The organism is Agarivorans sp. D1326 (assembly GCF_056958115.1).
This window is the reverse complement of record NZ_JBTWEN010000002.1, coordinates 386150-406371: the sequence shown is the minus strand read 5'-3', so window position 1 is coordinate 406371 and position 20222 is coordinate 386150. Positions and strand designations below refer to the sequence as shown.

Here is a 20222-nt window from a genome sequence, read left to right as displayed (position 1 = left end):
TTAACATTTTTATGTTAGCGGGGAAAAGAAAAAGAAGCGAGCAAACCTAGTAGAAATTCTTTGTGGGTGAATTTAGTTTGGCGCAAGTAAAAGGACGCGAAAGCGCCCTTTGGGTGAATAAGGGGGTTAGTTAAGAGATGCTATAAGCAATAACAACGCCTAAGGCCACAAGCCCTAGAGCAAAAGCAAACTGTATTGCGGTAGACAATAGCGCTAATACAAAACCCGCTACTGCTGTGGTTCGAAAGACCAAAGAGAATAGAATGCTAGTGATAACTAAAGCAACTAAAGAAGGGAAGAGTCCCTCGCCAATAACCATTTCGGTAAACGCTGTAGCTGCTATGGCAGCAATTACAGCAACAAAACAAACGTCTATTCCTGAGCGCTCAATCTTGAGCACTTGAGTGCCCAATTTAATCGGTGCAAGCATAATTAGTGTTAGTAGAGAAAGCGTTAATACTATCGTCATTCCTTTAACCTCTATTCGTTGATAACAATCCTTGTTAAACAGTTACCTAAATCAAGTATGTTACTAATTAGGTATGACGAAAGAGTAACCTAAGCTGATAATTCACGACCATTCCCCATTTGGGTTAAATTACTTGTTTGTTAATTAATCAACTTTGGCAAGCTTGTCAGAGCAGGAGATAGCGATAGATGAATATTTTGTTACAGCAGAATGTTGGTAGAGCAGTATGAGCTTGACGCGAGGCAATAAAAAAGCCCCGCTTAGCGAGGCTTTTATAAGAATCAAGAGTATTAAGCTATGTAAACCGCGCCACTCCAGCGTAGGGTTTCGCCATTAATCTCTAATTGATGTTGAGTATCTGATTTCACGTTTGCTTGGTTAGAAACACAAACGGTAATCTGTTTGCCAGACACCAAGTGAATCGCCACTGCTGACGCCACTTTGTTGTGAGCCAATACTTCAACCGAAGTAACTTGGCCACGAGCCTCGGTGCTCGCTTCAATCGCTTCATTAAAGTAGCCGTGAGTTTCGAATACGTTGGCGAACAAATGATCTTTACCTTGCTGACGTAACAGTAATACTGGTTCGCTGCGCAAGTTGAAATCTGGGTCGTTTGCACCGGTACGCGCCATAATAACTTGGCTATTTTCTACCGCAGAACTAACCATTGTGTAATAGCTGTTGCCTTGCAACCAAGTGATTAGGCTTGAGCCTTCTATTTCAGCTGTTGCTTGATGCCATAGGTGCTGGTAACCATTGTTTTCGCCTAACGGCTTAAGGCGTGCATTGCATTCGTAGTTAAAGTCGCTGCGAATAAACTGGCCAGAGTAGTGAAGGGCGTAATCATAGTTATGCTCTTGCTCGCTTACTAGGCGGAACAAATCCAATACCAAAGGCTTAGCGAAGCCTTCTGCTTCAAACATGATTACACTGCGTTGTTGATCAACTCCGGGGTAGTAGTTGCGTACAAACGCACTCATTGCTTGTAGCTGGTTGTCTCCACTTACAAAGAAGTGCTGCTCGCCCCATTTTTCTTCTGCGGTGGCGGTATCACCTTGGTTTTGGCTTTGGTAGTCAACAACCACAGTGTTGTGAGCAATGGTTTGCTTCGCGTAGCTTTTGTTCTCTGGAATGTAACGGCCGCCAAATTTTGGCTCTACATTTACCCAGCGGCCAAAGCCGTAGTCGTGCAATACTTCTTGGCCACGATTAAATAGGTTGAAGTGCAAGCCGTCAAAATGGCCATGGTCTAAGGCCGAGTGAAGTTTGTGGTCACTACCATGCTGGCCGAACCAAAGTAGCGCCATGCTGTCGTCTTGCTGAGCATCACGGTGGCGCAAAATTGCTACGCCGCCTCGGTCGCCTTCAGCGCCGTCGGTTAATACTAAGCTGCCCCAGTTAAAGCCACCAATACTTGCAGCATTTTCACTAGCATCCGATAGGCTGGCACCAGAACCATGCACCCAAACTTTAGCTTGGTGTTTGGCCATAGCCACTAAGTTGGCATCACGTTGGTAACGGCTAAAGCACATGCTGGTAGCAATCAAAATACCTTCGTCGTTAATGTCCATGGTTTTTGATGAATCATTAAGTGCAGGTAACACACCATTAGGGAAGGCAGTAGCCATTACTGCGTAGGTTGTAGTTTTAATAACCTGATCTTTTAGTTGGTAAATACCAATCTCTGGTTGGCGACGCTCAATAGCCTCGGCAAACAAGAAGATTGGACGCAACGAAAAGCGGTGGTAGTAAGGACCTTCCATGTAGTAACCGTCAGGAGAAAACAGCTGAGTAAGCTGAGCAATAAAGCCGCCGCTTACGCTATCACCTTTAAGGCCATACAAGGCTTTATCTACGCTGGCTTGGTCTTGAATTGCGTAACCACAAATACCAACACCTGCTACTGCCCACAAACCGTGGTTGTGCACAATATCAAAGTCGTGGGCGTACACGTCTACAAACAGCTCAATCATCAACTTAAATAAGTCATTTTCGATCAGTGTTTGCTCGTCTTCTGCCAACTTATGACGAATGCAAGAATAAGCACATGAGGCGTACAGCATCCACATGTTCTCGTTCAATGTTTGATGGAATAAACGCCCTGGTGGGTTTGAGTCTCGGCTAGTGTTTAGCTCTAAAGTAGGGTACACCTTGGCGTATTCAACCAGCATGCTACGTGCATAATCTAGGTAGCGTTGGTCTTCAGTAATTAGGTACAAGCGGCCCGCTAAATCCAAGTGGATGTAGTTTTGCTTGTGGCGGTTATGCTCATAACCGCCTGCTTCACCGTGGCCTGGGATCTCAATGCCTAAAGGCATGTAGGCTTCTAGTGCGGCAACTTCTGCCGCGATAGATTGACCAATCAGCGAATCGGTATTTAGATGCTTAGCGAGCTCTTTTGCTTCTTCAAAGCTTATCAATAATGGTTGGTAAGTCATGGTTAACCTCGGTTCTTTTCTAACGCCAGAGATCCCTGCCAGCAATAAGTTTGTTGATTATGTTCAATAGTGTGCTGAGTTTCAGCGCTTACATCGCGTTGGTTGCTAAGCATTACGGTGAAATCAATGCCTTCACCTTTAACTTCAATAACGCTGCCAATGTCGTTGCTTACAACTACAGTAACTTGGCTTACTTTGCCGCGAGCATTAGTACTGGCTTCTACAGCTTCGTTAAAGTAGCCGTGCGTTTCTAATACGTTAGCAAATACCGTAGATTTAGCTTGGCGGCGTAAAATAAAGCTGGTTTCGCTGCGCAGGTTAAACTCTGGGTCGTTAGCGCCTACGCGAGTGAAGAAGAGCTCGTCGTTTGCTTCGCTGGCACTAATCCAAGAATAGTAGCTATTGCCTTGTAGCCAGCTTACTAAATTGTTTTCAGAGGCTTTGCCTTGCGCTTCGTTCCACAAATGTTGGTAACCAAAGTTGTCACCCATAGGTGCCAATTCTTTATGTGTTTGGTAATCGTTTGTGCAACGTACAATTTGACCCTGGTATTGTAGGGCGTAGTCGTAGCTATGTTCGGTGTCGCTAGACAAACGGAACACGTCTAGTAATAGCGGAGCTTCTAGTGCGTCGTCGTTAATGAGTACTACACTGCGTTGTTGGTCAACGCCAGGGTAAAACTCTTCAGCAAAGGCACTTACTGCTTGTAGATCTTGGTTGCTACTTTCGAAGAAGTGCGGAATGCCGTGCTTGCTGTCTGCCAATTCTACGTCGAAATTGTTTTGACAAGCTTGGTCTACAGCAACTGCGTTGTGAGCAACGGTTTGGCGTGCATAAGATTTGTTTTCATCTAAATAACGACCACCAAATTTTGGTTCTACATTTACCCAGCGGCCAAATCCGTACTCTTTAAGTACCTCTTGACCACGGTTGAAGAAGCTAATGCCTAAGGTGTCGAAGTGACCATGTCCCATGCCGTGTTGGCCATAGTTCATTACTAATTGGCTTACGTCACCGTCTTTGCTTTGCATACGTACAAAGCCTTGTGCGCCGCGATCACCATTTGGTCCTTCGTTTAATTCAACACTTGGCCAGTGAGGAAGGGCTGTGTTGGTTGACTCTTGGTAAGCTTTTGACAAGGCCGCGCCGCAGCCGTGTAACCAAACTTGCTGCTGAATTTTAGCCATGCCAAGCAGTTTTTCATCGTGGCCGTAGTGTTTGTAAGCTAGGCTCACTGCTACAACTACACCTTGATCTTTAATGTCCATTGTTAACGAGGCATCGTTTAGCGCCGGGAACACACCGTTAGGGTAGGCGGTAGCTAACATCGCTTTAATGGTTTTACCAATCACTTGGTCTTTGTAGTTAAAGATGTCTAGCTCTGGACGATGGCGGTGCAACACTTCGGCAAACAAACACAGTGGGCGAATCGCATAGCGATGGTAGTAAGGCCCTTCCATGTAGTAGCCTGATGGAGCAAACAGTTGGCTAATTTGTGCTAAGAACCCACCAGTAACATCGTCACCTTTTAGGCCATGTACCGACATTTCTACATATTCTGGTTTGCCAATGGCTAGACCACAAATACCTACCGCTGCCACTGCCCAAAGGCCGTGGTTGTGAATGCGGTCAAAATCAAAACCGTATTTGTCGGTAAACATATCCAACATAGGTTGAAATAGTTGGCTTTCGATATGTTTAACTTGCTCTTTGTTTAACCAGTGCTTAATACAGCTGTAGCCTAAGCTTGAATAGAGAAGCCACACGTGTTCGTTAAGAATCTGGTGAAACAAACGCCCCGGTGGGTTGGTATTGCGTTGAATATGAAAGCCAAAGCCTAGGTACTTGTCGGCATACTCAGTCAGTATGTCTGCAGTGTATTGGGCGTATTGCTCTTCACCGGTAATAAGAAATAAGCGACCCGCTTGATTAATGTACTGGTAGTTCTGCTTGTGACGGTTGTGCTCGTAACCACCGGCTTCGCCATGGCCAGGTACTTCAATAGGCTTAGCCATATAAGCCTGAGTTTCGCTAATCATTTTGGCTAAGCTTAAACCCATTAAGCTTTTGGTGTTTAGCTGTTGGCTAATTTCAGCAATTTCCTGCTGGTCTAGTAACACTGCATTTAAATTCGCAAGCATTTGAAACCTCATACACATAATTTATTGATATAAAGTAATACAAATAAAAAATGAATTCAGCATAATCAGGTAAAAAAGTGAACTTACTCACAATATATCTTTTTGCTGTTTATTCGTTCTACAGCATTGTAGCTTAGTTGTTGAAGCTATGTAGCATGAGGCTGGATTTGCCTTAAAATTAATCAAAACAAGCTAAGCAAAAAATAATTGGATCTTCATCACACATAAAGTGTTTTTGTATTACAATATAATTAATTTGTAATACACTTAGCTGGCTTTAATTATTTCACACTTAACTTTTGACCTTCAGAGGCGGCTATGAGTATTGATATCGTTGTTGTACTAGCCTACTTCGTATTTTTAATTGCGATAGGTTGGATGTTTCGTACTTTTACATCTTCCACCAGTGACTACTTTAGAGGCGGCGGTAAAATGCTGTGGTGGATGGTAGGTGCGACAGCATTTATGACTCAATTTTCAGCATGGACCTTTACTGGAGCAGCAGGGAAAGCATTTAGCGACGGTTTTGCCATCGTTATCTTGTTCTTAGCCAACGCGTTTGGCTACTTTATGAATTACATTTATTTCGCTCCGAAGTTTCGACAACTTCGCGTAGTTACCGCAATCGAAGCGATTAAAAAACGTTTCGGCCGTACCTCTGAGCAATTTTTTACTTGGCTAGGCATGCCCGACAGTTTGATTTCTGCCGGTGTATGGTTAAACGGTTTGGCAATTTTTGTTGCTGCTGTTTTCAACATTCCTATGGAAACCACGATTATTTTCACCGGTGTAGTATTGGTGATAATGGCCGTAACCGGTGGTTCTTGGGCGGTTGTTGCGTCTGATTTCATGCAAATGTTAGTGATAATGGCGGTAACAATTACCTGTGCCATTGCTGCTTACTTCCATGGTGGCGGTCTAACCAACATCATTGGTAACTTCCATGGCGACTTTGTGATGGGCAGTAACCTTAACTATGTAAGCATTTTCTTATTGTGGATTGTATTCATCTTTGTGAAGCAATTCGGGGTAATGAATAACAGCATTAATGCATACCGCTACTTATGTGCCAAAGACAGTGATAACGCACGTAAAGCTGCTGGTTTAGCTTGTGTGTTGATGATTGTTGGTCCGCTTATTTGGTTCTTACCACCTTGGTATGTAAATGCCTTTATGCCTGACTTTGCGGAAGCTTATAGCACCGTAGGTGGCAGCGATGCAGCGTACTTAGCCTTTGTTCAAAACGTTATGCCAGCAGGTATGGTGGGTTTGTTAATGTCGGCAATGTTTGCCGCTACGATGAGCTCTATGGACTCGGGTCTTAACCGTAATGCCGGTATCTTTATTCGTAACTTCTATTCACCGATTTTACGTAAAGAAGCAGCCAGCGAAAAAGAGCTTATTGTTGCAAGTAAAGCCGCAACGATATTCATGGGCTTTGTGATTATCTCGATAGGCCTATTTATTAACTCGCTACGTCATCTAAGCCTATTTGACATTGTATTAAACATTGGCGCGTTGATTGGCTTCCCTATGCTGATTCCTGTGCTACTTGGTATGTGGATCCGCAATACGCCTGATTGGGCTGGATGGGCAACCTTAGTAGTTGGTGGTGTGGTGTCTTATGTATTTGGTATCGCGTTAACTTCTGACGACATTCAAAACTGGTTTGGCTTAGAGCAAGCCCTAACTGGTCGTGAATGGGCTGACCTGAAAGTAGGACTTAGCCTAGCAGCACACGTGATATTTACCGGTGGCTTCTTTGTTGGCTCAACCTTGTTCTTTAAAGGGCGTACGCCAGAGCGTGAAGCTGAAGTGGCTGAGCTGTTCCGCGATTGGAATACTCCAGTACATGCAAACACTGAAGAGCAGCACAACCTAGATACTAAACAGCGTTCAATGTTGGGTAACCTAATTAGTGTTGCTGGTTTCGGCATCATCACCATGGCATTGATTCCAAATGACATTTCCGGTCGAGCACTGTTTGTTCTGTGCGGAACCATAGTATTGGTAGCAGGGATCTTGTTGGTACAAGCTTCTAGAAAACCAAATAAAAACTTAGACACAGAAGCGATAACGGAATAAACGCGAGAGGCTTAAGCCAAGGCGAGCTCGTCTCGCCTTGGTAAAAGAAGGATTTACCTTAAGCACAACTGAAAACTAACCATAACGAGAAACATTATGACAGCATTTTTTAATTCAGCAGAAACTCCTTGGGATGACCTTGGCGATGGCGTTACCCGTAAAATTGTGGGTCACACCGACCAGTTAATGGTTGTTCACGTACGTTTTGAAAAGGGCGCTATTGGTGCTCCACACGCCCACGAATTTCACGACCAAATTGGTTACGTAGCTGAAGGTAGCTTTGAAGCTGAAATCAACGGCGAAAAAAGAATTGTTAAGAAAGGTGATGCTTACATTGCCCCGCGTACTTTCATGCATGGTGCAGTTGCGCTAGAAGAAGGTAGCGTATTAGTAGATTGTTTCTCACCACCGCGTGAGGACTTCTTGTCTTAAGAGGAAACATTCATGACTGAGTTAAAAGTCGCCTTTATTGGCGAATGCATGGTAGAACTGCAGCAACAAGAAAATGGCCTTCGTCAGAGCTTTGGTGGCGACACGCTAAATACAGCGGTTTATTTTTCGCGTATTAGCCAAAATGCCAAAGCTAGCTATGTTACCGCACTTGGCCGCGATGCCTTAAGCGAGCAAATGATCGCAACATGGCATGCCGACAATATTGATACCCATTTGGTACAGCGTTTAGAAGACAAGTTACCTGGTATTTATATGGTGCAGGTAGACGAGACTGGCGAGCGTAGCTTTTTGTATTGGCGCAACGATTCCGCTGCTAAATTCTGGTTAGAGCGTGCTAGTGACGCTTTAATTGAAGAGCTAACTAATTACGATGTAATTTACTTGTCGGGAATTAGCATTGCAGTGTTGCCAGAAGCATCTCAACAGAAGCTTTTCCAAGTTTTAGCTCAGTGTAAAAACAACGGGACGAAAGTTGTATTTGATAACAATTTCCGCCCAGCTTTATGGCAAAGTAAACAACAAGCTATCGACGCATATGCCAAAGTTCTAGCCTGCACTCATACTGCTATGCTCACCTTTGATGATGAGCAAGAGATTTATGATGATGCACATATAGAGCAATGCATAGAGCGTACTTTAGCGCTAGGTGTTAGCGAATTAGTGATTAAGCGCGGTAGTAAAGATTGTTTAATCGTTACTGAAGATGGCGCAATTAGTGTTCCTGCTACAAAAGTTGCTAATGTGGTTGATACCAATGCTGCTGGCGACTCGTTTGCTGCAGGTTACTTAGTTGCTCGTTTACACGGTGCAAATACCGAACAAGCGGCATTAACTGGCCATAAAGTGGCTGGTACAGTTATTCAGCATAAAGGCGCAGTAATTGACGCCGCACATATGCCAAAGATTCAGCTATTATTTACCGCAGATGCGGTGTAAGAACTAGGAACAAAACATGAACTTAAATGAACAACTTCAAGCGCTTAAAGTAATTCCTGTTATCGCTATTGATAACGCAGATGATGCTGTGCCATTGGCAAAAGTATTGGTAGATAATGGTTTGCCTTGTGCTGAAATCACTTTCCGCACGCCAGCAGCGGCTCAAGCAATTGCTAACATGCGTGAAGCCTATCCAGACATGCTAATTGGTGCGGGCACGGTATTAAACAGTGGCCAAGTTGATCAGGCTATCGAAGCAGGTGTTGATTTTGTGGTTAGCCCTGGTTTCAACCCAACAACCGTGCGTTACTGTCAGCAACGTAACATGCCGATTATTCCTGGTGTTAATAACCCTTCATTGGTTGAGCAAGCGATGGAAATGGGTTTAGACACCTTGAAGTTTTTCCCAGCAGAGCCTTCAGGCGGCGTAGGCATGTTAAAAGCGTTAACAGCGGTTTACCCAGTTAAATTTATGCCAACGGGTGGTGTATCGGTTAAGAACATTAACGATTACCTAAGCATTAATGCTGTACTTGCTTGTGGCGGTACTTGGATGGTTCCAGCGAATCTAATCAAAGAACAAAACTGGGATGCTATCGCTGAGCTAGTTAAAGCTATCGATTTAAACTAGTATTTAGTTATGTTTAAAAAGCCTTTGCAGAGCAATCTGCAAGGGCTTTTTTGTGTTGTATCAATATTGCATTTATTGGGGCTGGTAGAGTAAAGCTATGCATTTACTTGGAGTGCAAAGCACATGGATTATATTCAGCTTAATCATGACAACATCGAGAATGAGCACATTTGTTGCGGCTTTTCTGATAAGAAATGTGCCAACAGCTACCAAGCAAAAAAACAATGGATGAGCCAGCAATTTGAACAAGGGTTTGTATTTCAGCGTTTAGATGAAAGAGCCAAGGTCTTTATTGAGTATCAAGCTGCCGAGCAAGCATGGTTACCCATTGTTGCGCCACAGTATTTGGCACTTGGTTGTTTTTGGGTATCTGGTAAGTATAAGAAGCAAGGTCATGGCAAAGCCTTGTTAGCAGAGGCGCTTGGTGCTGCTAAAGAAAACAACAAGCTCGGTTTGGTTACCGTTGTAGGTAAGAAAAAATACCACTTTATGAGCGATACCAAGTGGCTGCTTAGGCAAGGCTTTGTAGTGGTTGATGAGGCGCCAAATGGCTTTTTGCTCTTAGCGTATCAATTCCCCAATTCTGCAGACGAGCAAAACCCGCGTTTTGCAAACTCGGTGCATAATGCAGATCTTAGCAATGCTCAGCGAGGTTGCCTTGTATATTATTCTAATCGCTGTCCATTTGCTGAGTATCATGTCTTGGAGTCTCTGAAGCAAAGCTGTGTTAAGCGGAACATCCCGTTAAGCATTGTTAAATTAGATAGTGTAGAAAAAGCGCAAAATTGCCCTTGTCCGCAAACTATCTTTAGCCTTTATTATCAGGGGCAATTTATTACCACTGATATAAGCGCTTGTATGGATAGTCGTTTTGATAAGTTTATTACGCCTTAGGCGTAATCTTGAGGAGAGTAATGGCTAAAGTCATTTTTCTGTGTGGTTTTATTGGTTCAGGTAAAACCACTTACGCAAAAAAGCTAGCGGCGGAGCTGCCGGCATTTCGTTTCACCATGGATGAGTGGATGATCCCTTTGTTTGGTGAGCATATGGAGCGCGAGATATTTGATGCGCGACAAGCTACTCTTTATGGCTTGTTTCAACAATCTGCAATATCGTTATTGAAGTTGGGAAACTCAGTTGTGTTTGATTGCGGCCTTTGGCAAAAAACAGAGCGAATAGAAATGGCTCAGTGGGCCCAAGCCGAAGGCTTTGAGTTTGAGATTCACTATCTAGACGTAAGTTTTGAGCAATGTTGTGACCGGGCTTATTCTCGCAATAAGCAGCGCGGTGAGAACGCTTACGAAATGACACCCGAGATGATAGAGATGTTTTGGCAACAATTTGAGAAGCCGAGTGCAGAAGAAGTTGTTATTAGAGTTTGCTCTTAGCGCTTTGCGAAATGGGGCCAATATCTCTTACCTAACTACTTTTTTGTATTTCAATCATAGATTCTTTCACGGCTCGCTTATTGTTTCGTAGGTATAAACGAACCGAATTGTAGCTAGTATCATCGTTTCTCACTGCGTTACGCTATCGGCATAAAACACATTTACCGATGTAGCCGAATATCTATTTTTTAGGTAGCGCAGTGACAAAACGATATGCATTAAACTCTTGCCCATTGTAGCGGCCGCGAACCTGTACCGAGGTCATCGTCATTACACTTGCTACAGATTTTGCGGTTACGGTATGCGACATCGTATTCTCGAAAACACCGAATGATTCTTGATTAACAATCACTCCAGGGCCAGGTGCAATTTTTATAGCTAAGTCTTCTATCTCGCCATCGGATTCAATAATAACCTGATAGCTAAATTCACGATCGACCAAGTCCAATATCTTCGGTGTTACAACTCTAACGCCATCGGGCAGCTTTATTGGTCTATTCAATATTGGGTCATAGCTTCCATGAAATCGTCCGTCCTCGCAGGCTGAGCTTATACCTGGTGTAAGCAAGCAGAACAAACTCAATAGTATTAATAGTGGTCCATTTTTTATATTAAACATCAGTAACTTGCCTTTCATGATACTTCTTACCTATAGGCTTTTTAAAATCCTAGGATAGGCGGGAGTAAATATTTTTAATGATTAATCATTGCAGTAATTCCAATTGTTATCAGTATGTTTAAGGTCAAACATCGATCTACTCCACAATAATGGTTAACCAATATGGATCGCTATCGCACAAAGCATGAACCAATATTGAATCATGGTTTACCAATGAATTAGCTTAAGGGGGAATTTGGTTCCAGTCATAATCTGAATAAAAAGGATTTAATATGCCCCACATGGTTGAACGCTTTAATAAGCGTCTTTGTTTGACCTTGCTAGCCGCCTCTTTAACTACGTTATACGGATGTGGTAGCAGTTCTGACGATGGTACTCCCCCCCCAGTAGATGACAGTTTTACAGTTGGCATTTTTGAGCCAGTTACCTTAGAGAAAAATTTAAGTGGCGATTCGTTACAACGAATTGACTTCGAAGTTTCTATCGACAGTGACTTTGCTAATTTATCGCTATACATCGATGACAAGCTTGCAATAGACAATATTGATATTCCTGCCTCTGGTATCAATACTATTAATGCATTAGTGGATATTGGTGAGGTGGGGCAAAAAAGTATTAAGTTAATGGCCCGTGGTGGTGATATCACTGTTAATAAAATGGAGTTTAGTGAACGTCCCGATTTATTACTGCCTAAGTTTGTTGATATTGCCGAAGAGGTGGGGATCACAGACCAACTCAATCTACCTAAATATGGTGGACCAACCGTTGCCGATATTAACAATAATGGTTACTACGATCTTATTCTTAATAACCATAATTGGCGTCCAACCAATCAGCTTTATTGGAATAACCAAGACGGCACATTTACCTTAAACACCGGTGACTGGGATGGTTCTTTATCATGGGGTGATATGCATGGTACTGCCGCAGCTGATTATGACAAATCGGGTGATTTGGGCATTATCGTAACGCGAGGTGGCGGCAACGGAACAACACCTTCATACCCAGACTTTTTCGTTAACGAGGACACTACACTAACAGAGTCTTACCAGGAGGTAGGCATCACTGAAAGTGCCCGTGGCCGTGGTGCTCGTTTCATCGATATGAATGGCAATGGTTTCCTTGACCTAGTATTCATTAATGCTGAAGGCATTAACGGTGACAGTGGAGCGCAGCATTTATTTTACAAAAACAACCTAGACGGAACCTTTAGTCGAATTGATGTACCCGGCATCGAAAAAGCTAATACTGAACGGGTATTAGTGTTGGATTACGATGGTGATGGTATAGATGACTTATTATTCCTCACTCCGATGACCTTGTGGAAAAATAATGGCGATTTCACGTTTACTGACGTAACAGACACAGCTTTACCTGAGAATGTACGCCAAACATGGCAAGTTCAAGCGGCTGCTGATGTGGATGTGACAGGAAATGGTTTTGCAGATATCTACTTATCAAAAGGCCTTCCGCATTACCAACTTTCAAATCGTTCTTTAGACTTTAACCCGACCTCACAAACACTTGATCTTAACGATGATGGTAATCAGGGGCGCAGAACCATGCAGCTCACGGTTGAAGATTCGTTTACACTAAAAAATCTTCACCTGACTTATCGTCAATATGACGGTGGTTTCCCGATAATGCTGGGCGAGAACAAAGTTGCCCATGAAGTGGTTAAAGTTGAGGATTACTACACACTTCCTGAAGACTTAACTATTGCTCAAGAAGCAGCAATGGGGTGGCCAGAAAATCGCGAAGAAAATGGCATTTACATCGGCTACGTTGGCGACAATCAGTGGAATGTGGAATGGGTTAAAAATGACAACGTGTTTTGGCAGGTAGCGTTCTCACTCGATAACATTCAAAATGTGAATACTGCATGGGAGCCTCAGAACCGAAATCAGCAAGATATACTGTTGGTTAACAAAGGCGGAGTATTTGTTGATGAAACCAGCGAATGGAATCTTCCTCCAGGTGGTAATCACTGGGGGGTTACTTACGGAGACTTTAACAACAACGGTTACAATGACATCTTTGTTCATCGCTATGGTTTCTTAAAGGAACGTGTTACCGATTATCTATTGATAAATACCGGTGAAGGTAAATTTGAATTAACTCAAATGCATGGCGCTCATGATCCAAAAGACCCTGGTCATGGGGACATGGGACAAGCCTTTGCACTAACTCGTGATGGTAAAGTTGACTTACTTAATGGCAGTGAAGACGGCATTTGGTATCTCTATAAAAACCAAACAGAAATTACCGACAGCCATAGTTTAGTGCACGTTGGTTATAGCCCAGTGCATAATGTCGACCCAATGTCGGCAGTTGTTAAAGTGTCAGTTGAAGGTAAGTCTTATACAAGACGTGTAGGCTCTTCAGGTGAAAACTTTTCACAAAGTTTACTGAACACAGTACATTTTGGCTTAGGTAAATCTACAGCTATCGAACAAGTCCAGATTACGTGGCGTAATGGTGAGACAGTTTATTTAAATGCTCCAGCCATTAATGAACGAATCACCAGTGATGATGCTGAAATGCCAGCGCCAACTGATATCGATTTAGGTCGCGAAGAGCGTAAACTGCGCCCTGGTGATAGCTACCAAATCACGCCAAGTTTTACGCCGGTTAATGCGATTAATGGCGTGACTTACACTTCAAGCGCTCCAGATCTAGTGTCAGTTAGTGACACTGGCTTAGTCACTGCAATAGAGCTAGGCGAGGCAGCAATCACTGTACAATCCACTGCTGCTGAAAGTGTCTCTGCTTCATTGCTGGTGAAGTCAGGCGAGTTTGATCCTATCTATGCAACAGGCATTAGCATCGACTGGGAAGAGCAAGCTGTTTATATTGGTCAGAACTACCAATTAACCGCGCAGCTGACTTCCAGTGAACCTGGAGAACTACCTGATGATCCTTCAATTCTATGGTCTTCATCTGATGTGAGTGTTGCAACCGTATCAACCAGTGGTCAAGTTAATCCTATTGCTGCGGGTAATGTTGTGATTACTGCAACTGCGGTAGGTTCTGAAGTAGCTGATCAAGTAAAAGATACCGTTTCATTGGATGTAGAGGCATTTGTAGAAGCGAGTGTTGTATTTGATGACAACAGTAAATACCTAGGACCAGAGCTATGTACAAATCAACCCCTTGATGTGGTAGCAAATTATCATGCCGGCTCGGGGTCAGAAGTTGACAGCAATGGTTTAACCTTCCGCTTACGACACATGGATGCTGGTTGGGGGCTTGTTAATGATTACATCATTGAACATCCGGAATCGGCTAACAGTGAATCAGGTACGGCAACTGCTGAATTTGACCTAAGTGATCCTTTAGTTATCCCAACTGCAGATCTTCCAGACGGGCACTTCCACTTCCTATTTGTTGAATTTATTACTGACGAAGGTAAGAAATTCGAGAGGGGTATCGGTTGGGCACCTGGAGATATTAAAATCGTAGACTGTATTTAAGTTTACTTTGCAAGAGCCGACTTATCGGCTCTTGCTTTTTGTTGTTATCCTACCATTGAGCTTAGCGAGCTTGCGCTTATCATTCGCTCTTCGTCTAACAAGCCTTATGTTCTGGACCGCGCTAGGGCAACCAACTTGTGTTGTAATCAGTTTACTCTTTCAAATCGAGAAAATACTTTTGGCTCAGCGCCTGAGTTTTGATTGGTATGTCAAATAATGCTCTGTTTTTTATCAATTTTATTTAATGTTATTACTCAATAGCTATTGTAAGGAAGTACGCAAAGCAATAGACTAAATTTCATAAAATATGATGGTAATACAACCTTGATACTGGTGACTTAACGATAATAACCAGCGCAAAGGCTTTAAACTCCAGGGATTGGGTTTGATTAGCAAAGCAAAACGTTCTAACAAGTGTATCGTTGCAGAATCTCTTGCGGCGTTATTGGCTACCTTATTATTGGGATTTGTTCTCGCTCATCTTGAAGCGTTTGAAACCCTATATTCCTTTTCTCGCAACCATGAAAGTTGGGAGCTAGACGAAATCATCTTAATGGTGCTGTTATCTCCGATATTTTTGTTGTGGCTCGCGGTACGTAGATGGGCCGAAGCACAATACGAAGCAAAAATGAGAGAAGAGCGCGAATCTCAGTTGGCTTACCAAGCGACTCACGACCCACTCACCGGCTTAGCTAACCGAATATCTTTGGAAGACCGCTTAAGCCAAGCAGTGGCACGCTGCAATCGAAACAACTCTCGTATCGCTGTATTGATGATAGATCTTGATGATTTTAAAAAGGTAAATGACTATTTGGGGCATGATGCGGGAGACCGTTTATTGCGGGAGATTGCCCAAAAAATCGCCTCAGGTATTCGAGCCGAAGATACTATCGCGCGGTTTGGTGGAGATGAGTTGGTTGCGGTACTAAATTGCGACAAAGGCCAATCAGCATGCTTGTTAACTGTAGAGCGCATCATAAAGGCCTGCAATTTTACCACTGTTATCGACGGCCTAAAGATTGAAACTTCGGCCAGTATTGGGGTGACATTTTATCCGGAACAGGATCAAGAAAGCTTGGCTCCGGAACAATTAATCCGCCAAGCTGATCAAGCCTTATATCGCGCAAAACTGGCTGGTAAAAATCGCTATGAGCTATTTGATGGAGAAAGCGCTCGAACGATCAAGTCTCTATTTGCTCAACGCGAAGAGTTTAAAGCAGCCTTGGCAAACCAAGAGTTGCAACTCTACTATCAAGCTCAAGTGAATACCAAAACCGGACAAGTGATTGGTGCTGAAGCCCTATTGCGCTGGCTGCATCCTAACTTGGGAATACGTTCCCCTGTGAGCTTTTTGCAGGCCATTGAAGATCACCCGCTTATTATTGACTTAGGCGAGTGGGTAATAAACCAAGCTTTGGCTCAATTAGAGCGTTGGCAACAACAAGGCGTGCATCTTAAAGTAAGTGTCAATATATCTGCTTTTCATATCCAACAAGATAATTTTGCAGAACGCTTAGATCACCTTTCTAAGCAATATCCAACGGTAAAGCCTGGCTGCTTAGAGCTAGAGATTACAGAGACGGGAGTATTAGATGACTTTGCTCAAGTCGCTAAAGTGATGGCACAATGCCAAGGCTTAGGTTTTAGCTTTGCCTTGGATGACTTTGGAACTGGTTATGCGTCTTTAAGCTATTTGCAAAGCTTGCCTGCCGAACTCATCAAAATTGACAGAAGTTTTGTTCGTGATGTACTGGACGACCCTAAGGATCTCCGGATGATAAAAGGCATTATAAGTTTGGCAAAAGTATTTTCATTGCCGGTTATTGCAGAGGGAGTTGAAAGCAAAGCACAACAAGATAAATTGTTGAGCTTAGGCTGTGAGCTTGCCCAAGGATACTTTTATGCAAAGGCCTTACCTGAGCGAGAGTTTCTGGAATGGCTCAGCGACAGGCAAAGAGATGCTGCTAGCAACCAAGCTTTGCCACCGCTGCCTTGCACTAGCGCCGGTGATTTAGCTACTTAAGGCTTATTTATATTAAGTTGCAAAGAGCATGTTTTGTAAAAGCGGCCAACAGAGCCAATAAATAGTATTGTTATGCGTCGCTTTGTTGTAATTTGGTTGTATCAATGTAACGAAATGTGATTTTGTGACTTCCAGTAAAAACGCGTTAACTAACAACTGCAGTTATTTATTGCACTCTAATATTAACCATAGTGAAATTACGCTTAATGCTAGCTCACCATTTCACAACCCTTTGTTCTTACAAGCTTTAGAGCAACAAGCATGTGTGGGTGCTAATAGCGGCTGGCAGCCTCATCATATAGAGTTGCCCGATCATCAATTATTGTTTCCCAGCTATTTAAAGTCACACAGCTACGGTGAGTATGTGTTTGATTGGGCCTGGGCCGATGCTTATCAACGTTACGGTTTACAGTACTACCCCAAGCTTGTAACCATGCAACCCTTTACGCCTATCGCTGGGCACAAGCACTTTGGTAATGCCCTCACTGATAGCGCCGTTTCTCAACTAACCGATAGTGTGGTAGATATTTGCCAACAGCAGAACTTAAGCTCTTGGCACTGCAATTTTATTGAGCAGTCTTTTGCCGAGCAATTACAAAGCAATGGCATGATGACGCGTCACGGGGTGCAGTTTGAATGGCATAATAAAGGCTATGCTAGCTTTGAAGATTATGTATCACGTTTTACCTCTCGCAAAAGAAAAACCACTAACAAAGAGCGCAGAGTAGCGATATCCAGCGTGGACGAGATAGTTTGGCGAACGGGCGAAGATATCGACTATCAAGCCTTAGAGGCATTTTATCTTTGTTATCAAACTACCTATATGAAGCGTGGACAAAAAGGCTATTTGTCGTTTGGCTTTTTTCAGCAACTCGCTAAGCAAATGGGCGATAACATGCTGCTAGTGACAGCAGAAAAAGACCAGAAAATTGTGGCTAGTGCTTTATTCTTTTTCGACCAAGATAACTTATATGGCCGCTACTGGGGATGTTTGCAAGAGCTAGATATGCTGCATTTTGAGTTGTGCTTTTATCAAGGCATTGAGTTTGCGATTGCCAAGGGAATACAGCGGTTTAACCCCGGAACGCAAGGTGAGCATAAGCTGTATAGGGGCTTCGAACCGGTGACTACGTATTCTTCTCACTATGTTGCTCGTAGTGATTTTTCAGCTGCAATAAAAGATTTTTGCCTCGAAGAGCAGCGGCAAATTGCGCAATATGCCGAGCAGTGTAAGAAGCTGCTTCCATATAAAATACAAGCCTGAGTTAATTGGAGTTAGTCATGGATGTCGATTTACAGTGCCGTTGTGGGAAAATAAAAGGGCAGATAAAGCAAGTAAGCCCAAGCGCTGTTAAGCAGTTAGTCTGTTACTGTGAAGACTGCCGCAAGTTCTCTCTACATTTGCAGAGCGAGGGAGGCTCAATAAACCAATATGGTGGCTCCGAGCTATATTTAGCGGCGCCCGCTAAGGTTGAAATAATTGAGGGCAAACAGCAGTTAGCCTGTTTGCGTTTAACGCGTAAAGGCATTTATCGCTGGTATAGCCAATGTTGTAATACACCTATTGCTAATACCGTGGGCATTAAACTGCCCTTAGTTACGGTTTATCAAGATTTTGTGGCTGCAGAGCAAACTAGCGCTTTACAAAGTCAAGTTGAAGACTTGGGGGCCGTAAATGAAGATGAAGCCTTAAAGCCACTACCTAAGGCACTGTTGGGAGCATCCCCTGGAACAACCAAATTTAAACTGATTGTTAAATTACTAAGCTGGAAACTGACCGGAAAAGGAAAACCCAATCCATTTTTCGAAAACTCGGGCAGGGCAAAAGTAAAACCCTTGATACTTAAAAGCTAGCCTAGAAAGTAATAGCTTTTTCTATAACTGATTTAATTAGCCCTCACGAGTAGTGAAGGCTGTTACAGATTATCTGTTCGTCTTTTTCGAGCTCTTGTAATGTCCATTACCTTTTTTAGATTTAGGTTTGTAGTTGAGAATTGAAATGGGCACTTCCTTCTTTGGTTCAAATCCTTCTACTTCTTTGCGCTCAATAAGGTGGCCAATTCGGCTTTCTATTGCACATAGGTTTCTAAAGTCATCTTTTGATACAAAGGATATCGCTTCGCCACTTGCACCTGCACGGCCGGTTCGGCCAATGCGGTGCACATAGTCATCGGCTTGGTCGGGTAAATCATAGTTAACCACTCGATTTAATTCTTCAATATCAATACCGCGAGCGGCAATACCGGTGGCTACTACAAACTTTACCTCACCGGCTTTGAAGCTTTCTAACAACTTAGTTCTAGACGCTTGGCTACGACCGCTGTGAAAGGCTTCTGCAGCTATTCCACGCTTTTCCAATTGGCTAACTAATTTGGCCGAGCCATGTTTCGTTTGAATAAAAATAAGCGCTTGCTGCCAATCATTCTCGTTAATCATGTGACTAAGTAATGATGACTTTTTGTCTTTGTCTACGGTGACTAACCATTGATCAATATCGGGCGCGTTGTTGCTATCGTGGGTAAGCGATATTTCAACCGCATCACCAATCGTGGTCTTAGCAAGTTGTTTAACTTGTTTAGATAGTGTGGCCGAAAATAATAGGCTTTGACGCTGCTCAGGTAGGCGATCAACGATTTTACTTATGTCGTCGATAAAGCCCATATCTAACATGCGGTCAGCTTCGTCGAGCACTAAGGTATCTAGCTGGTCAAAGTGCACCGCACGTTGATACATCATGTCTAACAACCTACCAGGAGTTGCCACCAAGATATCTACACCGTAAATTAGGGCCTGTTTTTGTGGTTCTGAGTCTACTCCACCAACCATTGCTAGTGAGCTTATTTCAAGGTGTTTTGCATAGTCCTTTATACCTTGCTCAACTTGCTGAGCTAGCTCTCTAGTAGGGGCTAGTATTAAGGCTCGTACTCTTTTACCGCGCAGTGCTTCGGTTTGCTGGGAAATACTTTGCAAAATGGGTAAGACAAAACTGGCAGTTTTACCGGTGCCTGTTTGCGCAGCTGCAATAAGGTTCTTGCCTTTTAATACCAATGGAATGGCTTTAGCCTGAATAGGAGTAGGCTGTTGGTAGTTTTGTTCTTGTATGGCTTGAATAAGCGGTGTGCTTAAACCAAGTTTTGTAAAAGGCATTGGAGTACTCTGCTAAATAAGCGGCAACAGCTAGTATAGTATCTAGCCTATAAGTTAACGAGCGCGGAGTGTAGCACCTTATTTACTTGCAAGCTTGGGAATTAATCGCTTTCTTCTCAGGTCTTTAGTTCGCGATATATTAGTGGAGTGGGGTGACTATGATTTCTTGCAACGAATATGATTATATTGAAATAGCCTGCATGTTTCGCTACTCCGTTAAGCTGCAATTGAGAGACGGTACCGTGCTTCAAGGGATAGCAGTTGATACTTGCACTAATCAACAGAAACAAGAATGTATCAAGTTACAACAGAATGAAGGTGAACGCCTTGTACTGCTAGATAGTCTTAAGCAGCTACAAGTATTAAGTGACCACCCGCGTTTTACTCTAGTGGACTTCGCTTGAAGCCTTTTATCGTTG

Annotated in this window: 16 protein-coding genes; 11 read left to right on the top strand and 5 right to left on the bottom strand. The window is 43.2% G+C overall.

Annotation, left to right across the window (positions count from 1 at the left end; all coding sequences use genetic code 11):
• Nucleotides 1-130: 130 nt before the first annotated feature.
• From ACYFDN_RS05725 to ACYFDN_RS05715, 3 genes are all read right to left on the bottom strand, one after another.
• A complete protein-coding gene (locus tag ACYFDN_RS05725; protein WP_016403997.1) occupies nt 131-469 on the bottom strand; it encodes a hypothetical protein in 339 nt (112 codons plus the stop codon).
• A gap of 290 nt (nt 470-759) precedes the next feature.
• Nucleotides 760-2907, bottom strand: a complete 2148-nt coding sequence (locus ACYFDN_RS05720; RefSeq protein ID WP_483510282.1) for a heparinase II/III domain-containing protein — start codon at nt 2905-2907, stop codon at nt 760-762.
• 2 nt (nt 2908-2909) lie between these two features.
• Nucleotides 2910-5048, bottom strand: coding sequence for a heparinase II/III domain-containing protein (locus ACYFDN_RS05715; protein ID WP_483510280.1), 2139 nt, complete (start codon nt 5046-5048; stop codon nt 2910-2912).
• A 318-nt stretch (nt 5049-5366) separates the two neighbouring features.
• Here ACYFDN_RS05715 and ACYFDN_RS05710 point away from each other — a divergent pair, with 318 nt between their 5' ends.
• The 6 genes from ACYFDN_RS05710 to ACYFDN_RS05685 all read left to right on the top strand — a co-directional run bounded on the left by ACYFDN_RS05710 (nt 5367) and on the right by ACYFDN_RS05685 (nt 10541).
• The gene (locus ACYFDN_RS05710; RefSeq protein ID WP_406608818.1) at nt 5367-7133 is read left to right on the top strand and encodes a sodium:solute symporter family transporter; all 1767 of its coding nucleotides are present in this window, start codon (nt 5367-5369) and stop codon (nt 7131-7133) included.
• A 96-nt stretch (nt 7134-7229) separates the two neighbouring features.
• Nucleotides 7230-7565 (top strand): cupin domain-containing protein, encoded by a 336-nt coding sequence (locus tag ACYFDN_RS05705; protein ID WP_016403993.1) that lies wholly within the window; start codon nt 7230-7232, stop codon nt 7563-7565.
• Nucleotides 7566-7577: 12 nt separating this feature from the next.
• Nucleotides 7578-8522 (top strand): 2-dehydro-3-deoxygluconokinase, encoded by a 945-nt coding sequence (gene kdgK / locus ACYFDN_RS05700; protein ID WP_483510278.1) that lies wholly within the window; start codon nt 7578-7580, stop codon nt 8520-8522.
• Nucleotides 8523-8538: 16 nt separating this feature from the next.
• Nucleotides 8539-9153: a bifunctional 4-hydroxy-2-oxoglutarate aldolase/2-dehydro-3-deoxy-phosphogluconate aldolase gene (locus tag ACYFDN_RS05695; protein WP_016403991.1), complete on the top strand. Its 615-nt coding sequence runs from the start codon at nt 8539-8541 to the stop codon at nt 9151-9153.
• Nucleotides 9154-9276: 123 nt separating this feature from the next.
• Nucleotides 9277-10047 (top strand): GNAT family N-acetyltransferase, encoded by a 771-nt coding sequence (locus ACYFDN_RS05690; protein ID WP_483510277.1) that lies wholly within the window; start codon nt 9277-9279, stop codon nt 10045-10047.
• Between the two features lie 20 nt (nt 10048-10067).
• Nucleotides 10068-10541, top strand: a complete 474-nt coding sequence (locus ACYFDN_RS05685; RefSeq protein WP_483510276.1) for a P-loop nucleotide/nucleoside kinase family protein — start codon at nt 10068-10070, stop codon at nt 10539-10541.
• A gap of 181 nt (nt 10542-10722) precedes the next feature.
• Here ACYFDN_RS05685 and ACYFDN_RS05680 read toward each other — a convergent pair whose 3' ends face one another.
• Nucleotides 10723-11043, bottom strand: coding sequence for a hypothetical protein (locus ACYFDN_RS05680; RefSeq protein ID WP_215426499.1), 321 nt, complete (start codon nt 11041-11043; stop codon nt 10723-10725).
• Between the two features lie 389 nt (nt 11044-11432).
• Here ACYFDN_RS05680 and ACYFDN_RS05675 point away from each other — a divergent pair, with 389 nt between their 5' ends.
• The 4 genes from ACYFDN_RS05675 (at nt 11433) to ACYFDN_RS05660 (ending at nt 18510) form a co-directional block, all read left to right on the top strand.
• On the top strand, nt 11433-14633 hold the full coding sequence (locus tag ACYFDN_RS05675; RefSeq protein ID WP_483510275.1) for an FG-GAP-like repeat-containing protein: 3201 nt from the start codon (nt 11433-11435) through the stop codon (nt 14631-14633).
• 385 nt (nt 14634-15018) lie between these two features.
• Nucleotides 15019-16656 carry a putative bifunctional diguanylate cyclase/phosphodiesterase gene (locus ACYFDN_RS05670; RefSeq protein ID WP_483510273.1) on the top strand — a complete coding sequence of 546 codons (1638 nt, stop codon included), beginning with the start codon at nt 15019-15021 and terminating at the stop codon, nt 16654-16656.
• Nucleotides 16657-16780: 124 nt separating this feature from the next.
• On the top strand, nt 16781-17920 hold the full coding sequence (locus ACYFDN_RS05665; protein ID WP_483510272.1) for a GNAT family N-acetyltransferase: 1140 nt from the start codon (nt 16781-16783) through the stop codon (nt 17918-17920).
• Between the two features lie 17 nt (nt 17921-17937).
• Nucleotides 17938-18510 carry a DUF6151 family protein gene (locus ACYFDN_RS05660; protein ID WP_483510270.1) on the top strand — a complete coding sequence of 191 codons (573 nt, stop codon included), beginning with the start codon at nt 17938-17940 and terminating at the stop codon, nt 18508-18510.
• 69 nt (nt 18511-18579) lie between these two features.
• Here the strand turns inward: ACYFDN_RS05660 and ACYFDN_RS05655 are convergent, their stop codons facing one another.
• Nucleotides 18580-19803, bottom strand: coding sequence for a DEAD/DEAH box helicase (locus ACYFDN_RS05655; protein WP_483510269.1), 1224 nt, complete (start codon nt 19801-19803; stop codon nt 18580-18582).
• A gap of 158 nt (nt 19804-19961) precedes the next feature.
• Between ACYFDN_RS05655 and ACYFDN_RS05650 the strand changes: the two genes are divergently transcribed.
• Nucleotides 19962-20207, top strand: a complete 246-nt coding sequence (locus tag ACYFDN_RS05650; RefSeq protein ID WP_483510268.1) for a Rho-binding antiterminator — start codon at nt 19962-19964, stop codon at nt 20205-20207.
• Nucleotides 20208-20222: the final 15 nt, after the last annotated feature.

Coding starts and splice junctions, on each gene's coding strand:
- kdgK (WP_483510278.1), top strand. CDS start 7,578: ATGACTGAGTTAAAAGTCGCCTTTATTGGCGAATGCATGGTAGAACTG.
- ACYFDN_RS05715 (WP_483510280.1), bottom strand. CDS start 5,048: ATGCTTGCGAATTTAAATGCAGTGTTACTAGACCAGCAGGAAATTGCT.
- ACYFDN_RS05650 (WP_483510268.1), top strand. CDS start 19,962: ATGATTTCTTGCAACGAATATGATTATATTGAAATAGCCTGCATGTTT.
- ACYFDN_RS05705 (WP_016403993.1), top strand. CDS start 7,230: ATGACAGCATTTTTTAATTCAGCAGAAACTCCTTGGGATGACCTTGGC.
- ACYFDN_RS05660 (WP_483510270.1), top strand. CDS start 17,938: ATGGATGTCGATTTACAGTGCCGTTGTGGGAAAATAAAAGGGCAGATA.
- ACYFDN_RS05695 (WP_016403991.1), top strand. CDS start 8,539: ATGAACTTAAATGAACAACTTCAAGCGCTTAAAGTAATTCCTGTTATC.
- ACYFDN_RS05690 (WP_483510277.1), top strand. CDS start 9,277: ATGGATTATATTCAGCTTAATCATGACAACATCGAGAATGAGCACATT.
- ACYFDN_RS05725 (WP_016403997.1), bottom strand. CDS start 469: ATGACGATAGTATTAACGCTTTCTCTACTAACACTAATTATGCTTGCA.
- ACYFDN_RS05675 (WP_483510275.1), top strand. CDS start 11,433: ATGCCCCACATGGTTGAACGCTTTAATAAGCGTCTTTGTTTGACCTTG.
- ACYFDN_RS05655 (WP_483510269.1), bottom strand. CDS start 19,803: ATGCCTTTTACAAAACTTGGTTTAAGCACACCGCTTATTCAAGCCATA.
- ACYFDN_RS05720 (WP_483510282.1), bottom strand. CDS start 2,907: ATGACTTACCAACCATTATTGATAAGCTTTGAAGAAGCAAAAGAGCTC.
- ACYFDN_RS05710 (WP_406608818.1), top strand. CDS start 5,367: ATGAGTATTGATATCGTTGTTGTACTAGCCTACTTCGTATTTTTAATT.
- ACYFDN_RS05685 (WP_483510276.1), top strand. CDS start 10,068: ATGGCTAAAGTCATTTTTCTGTGTGGTTTTATTGGTTCAGGTAAAACC.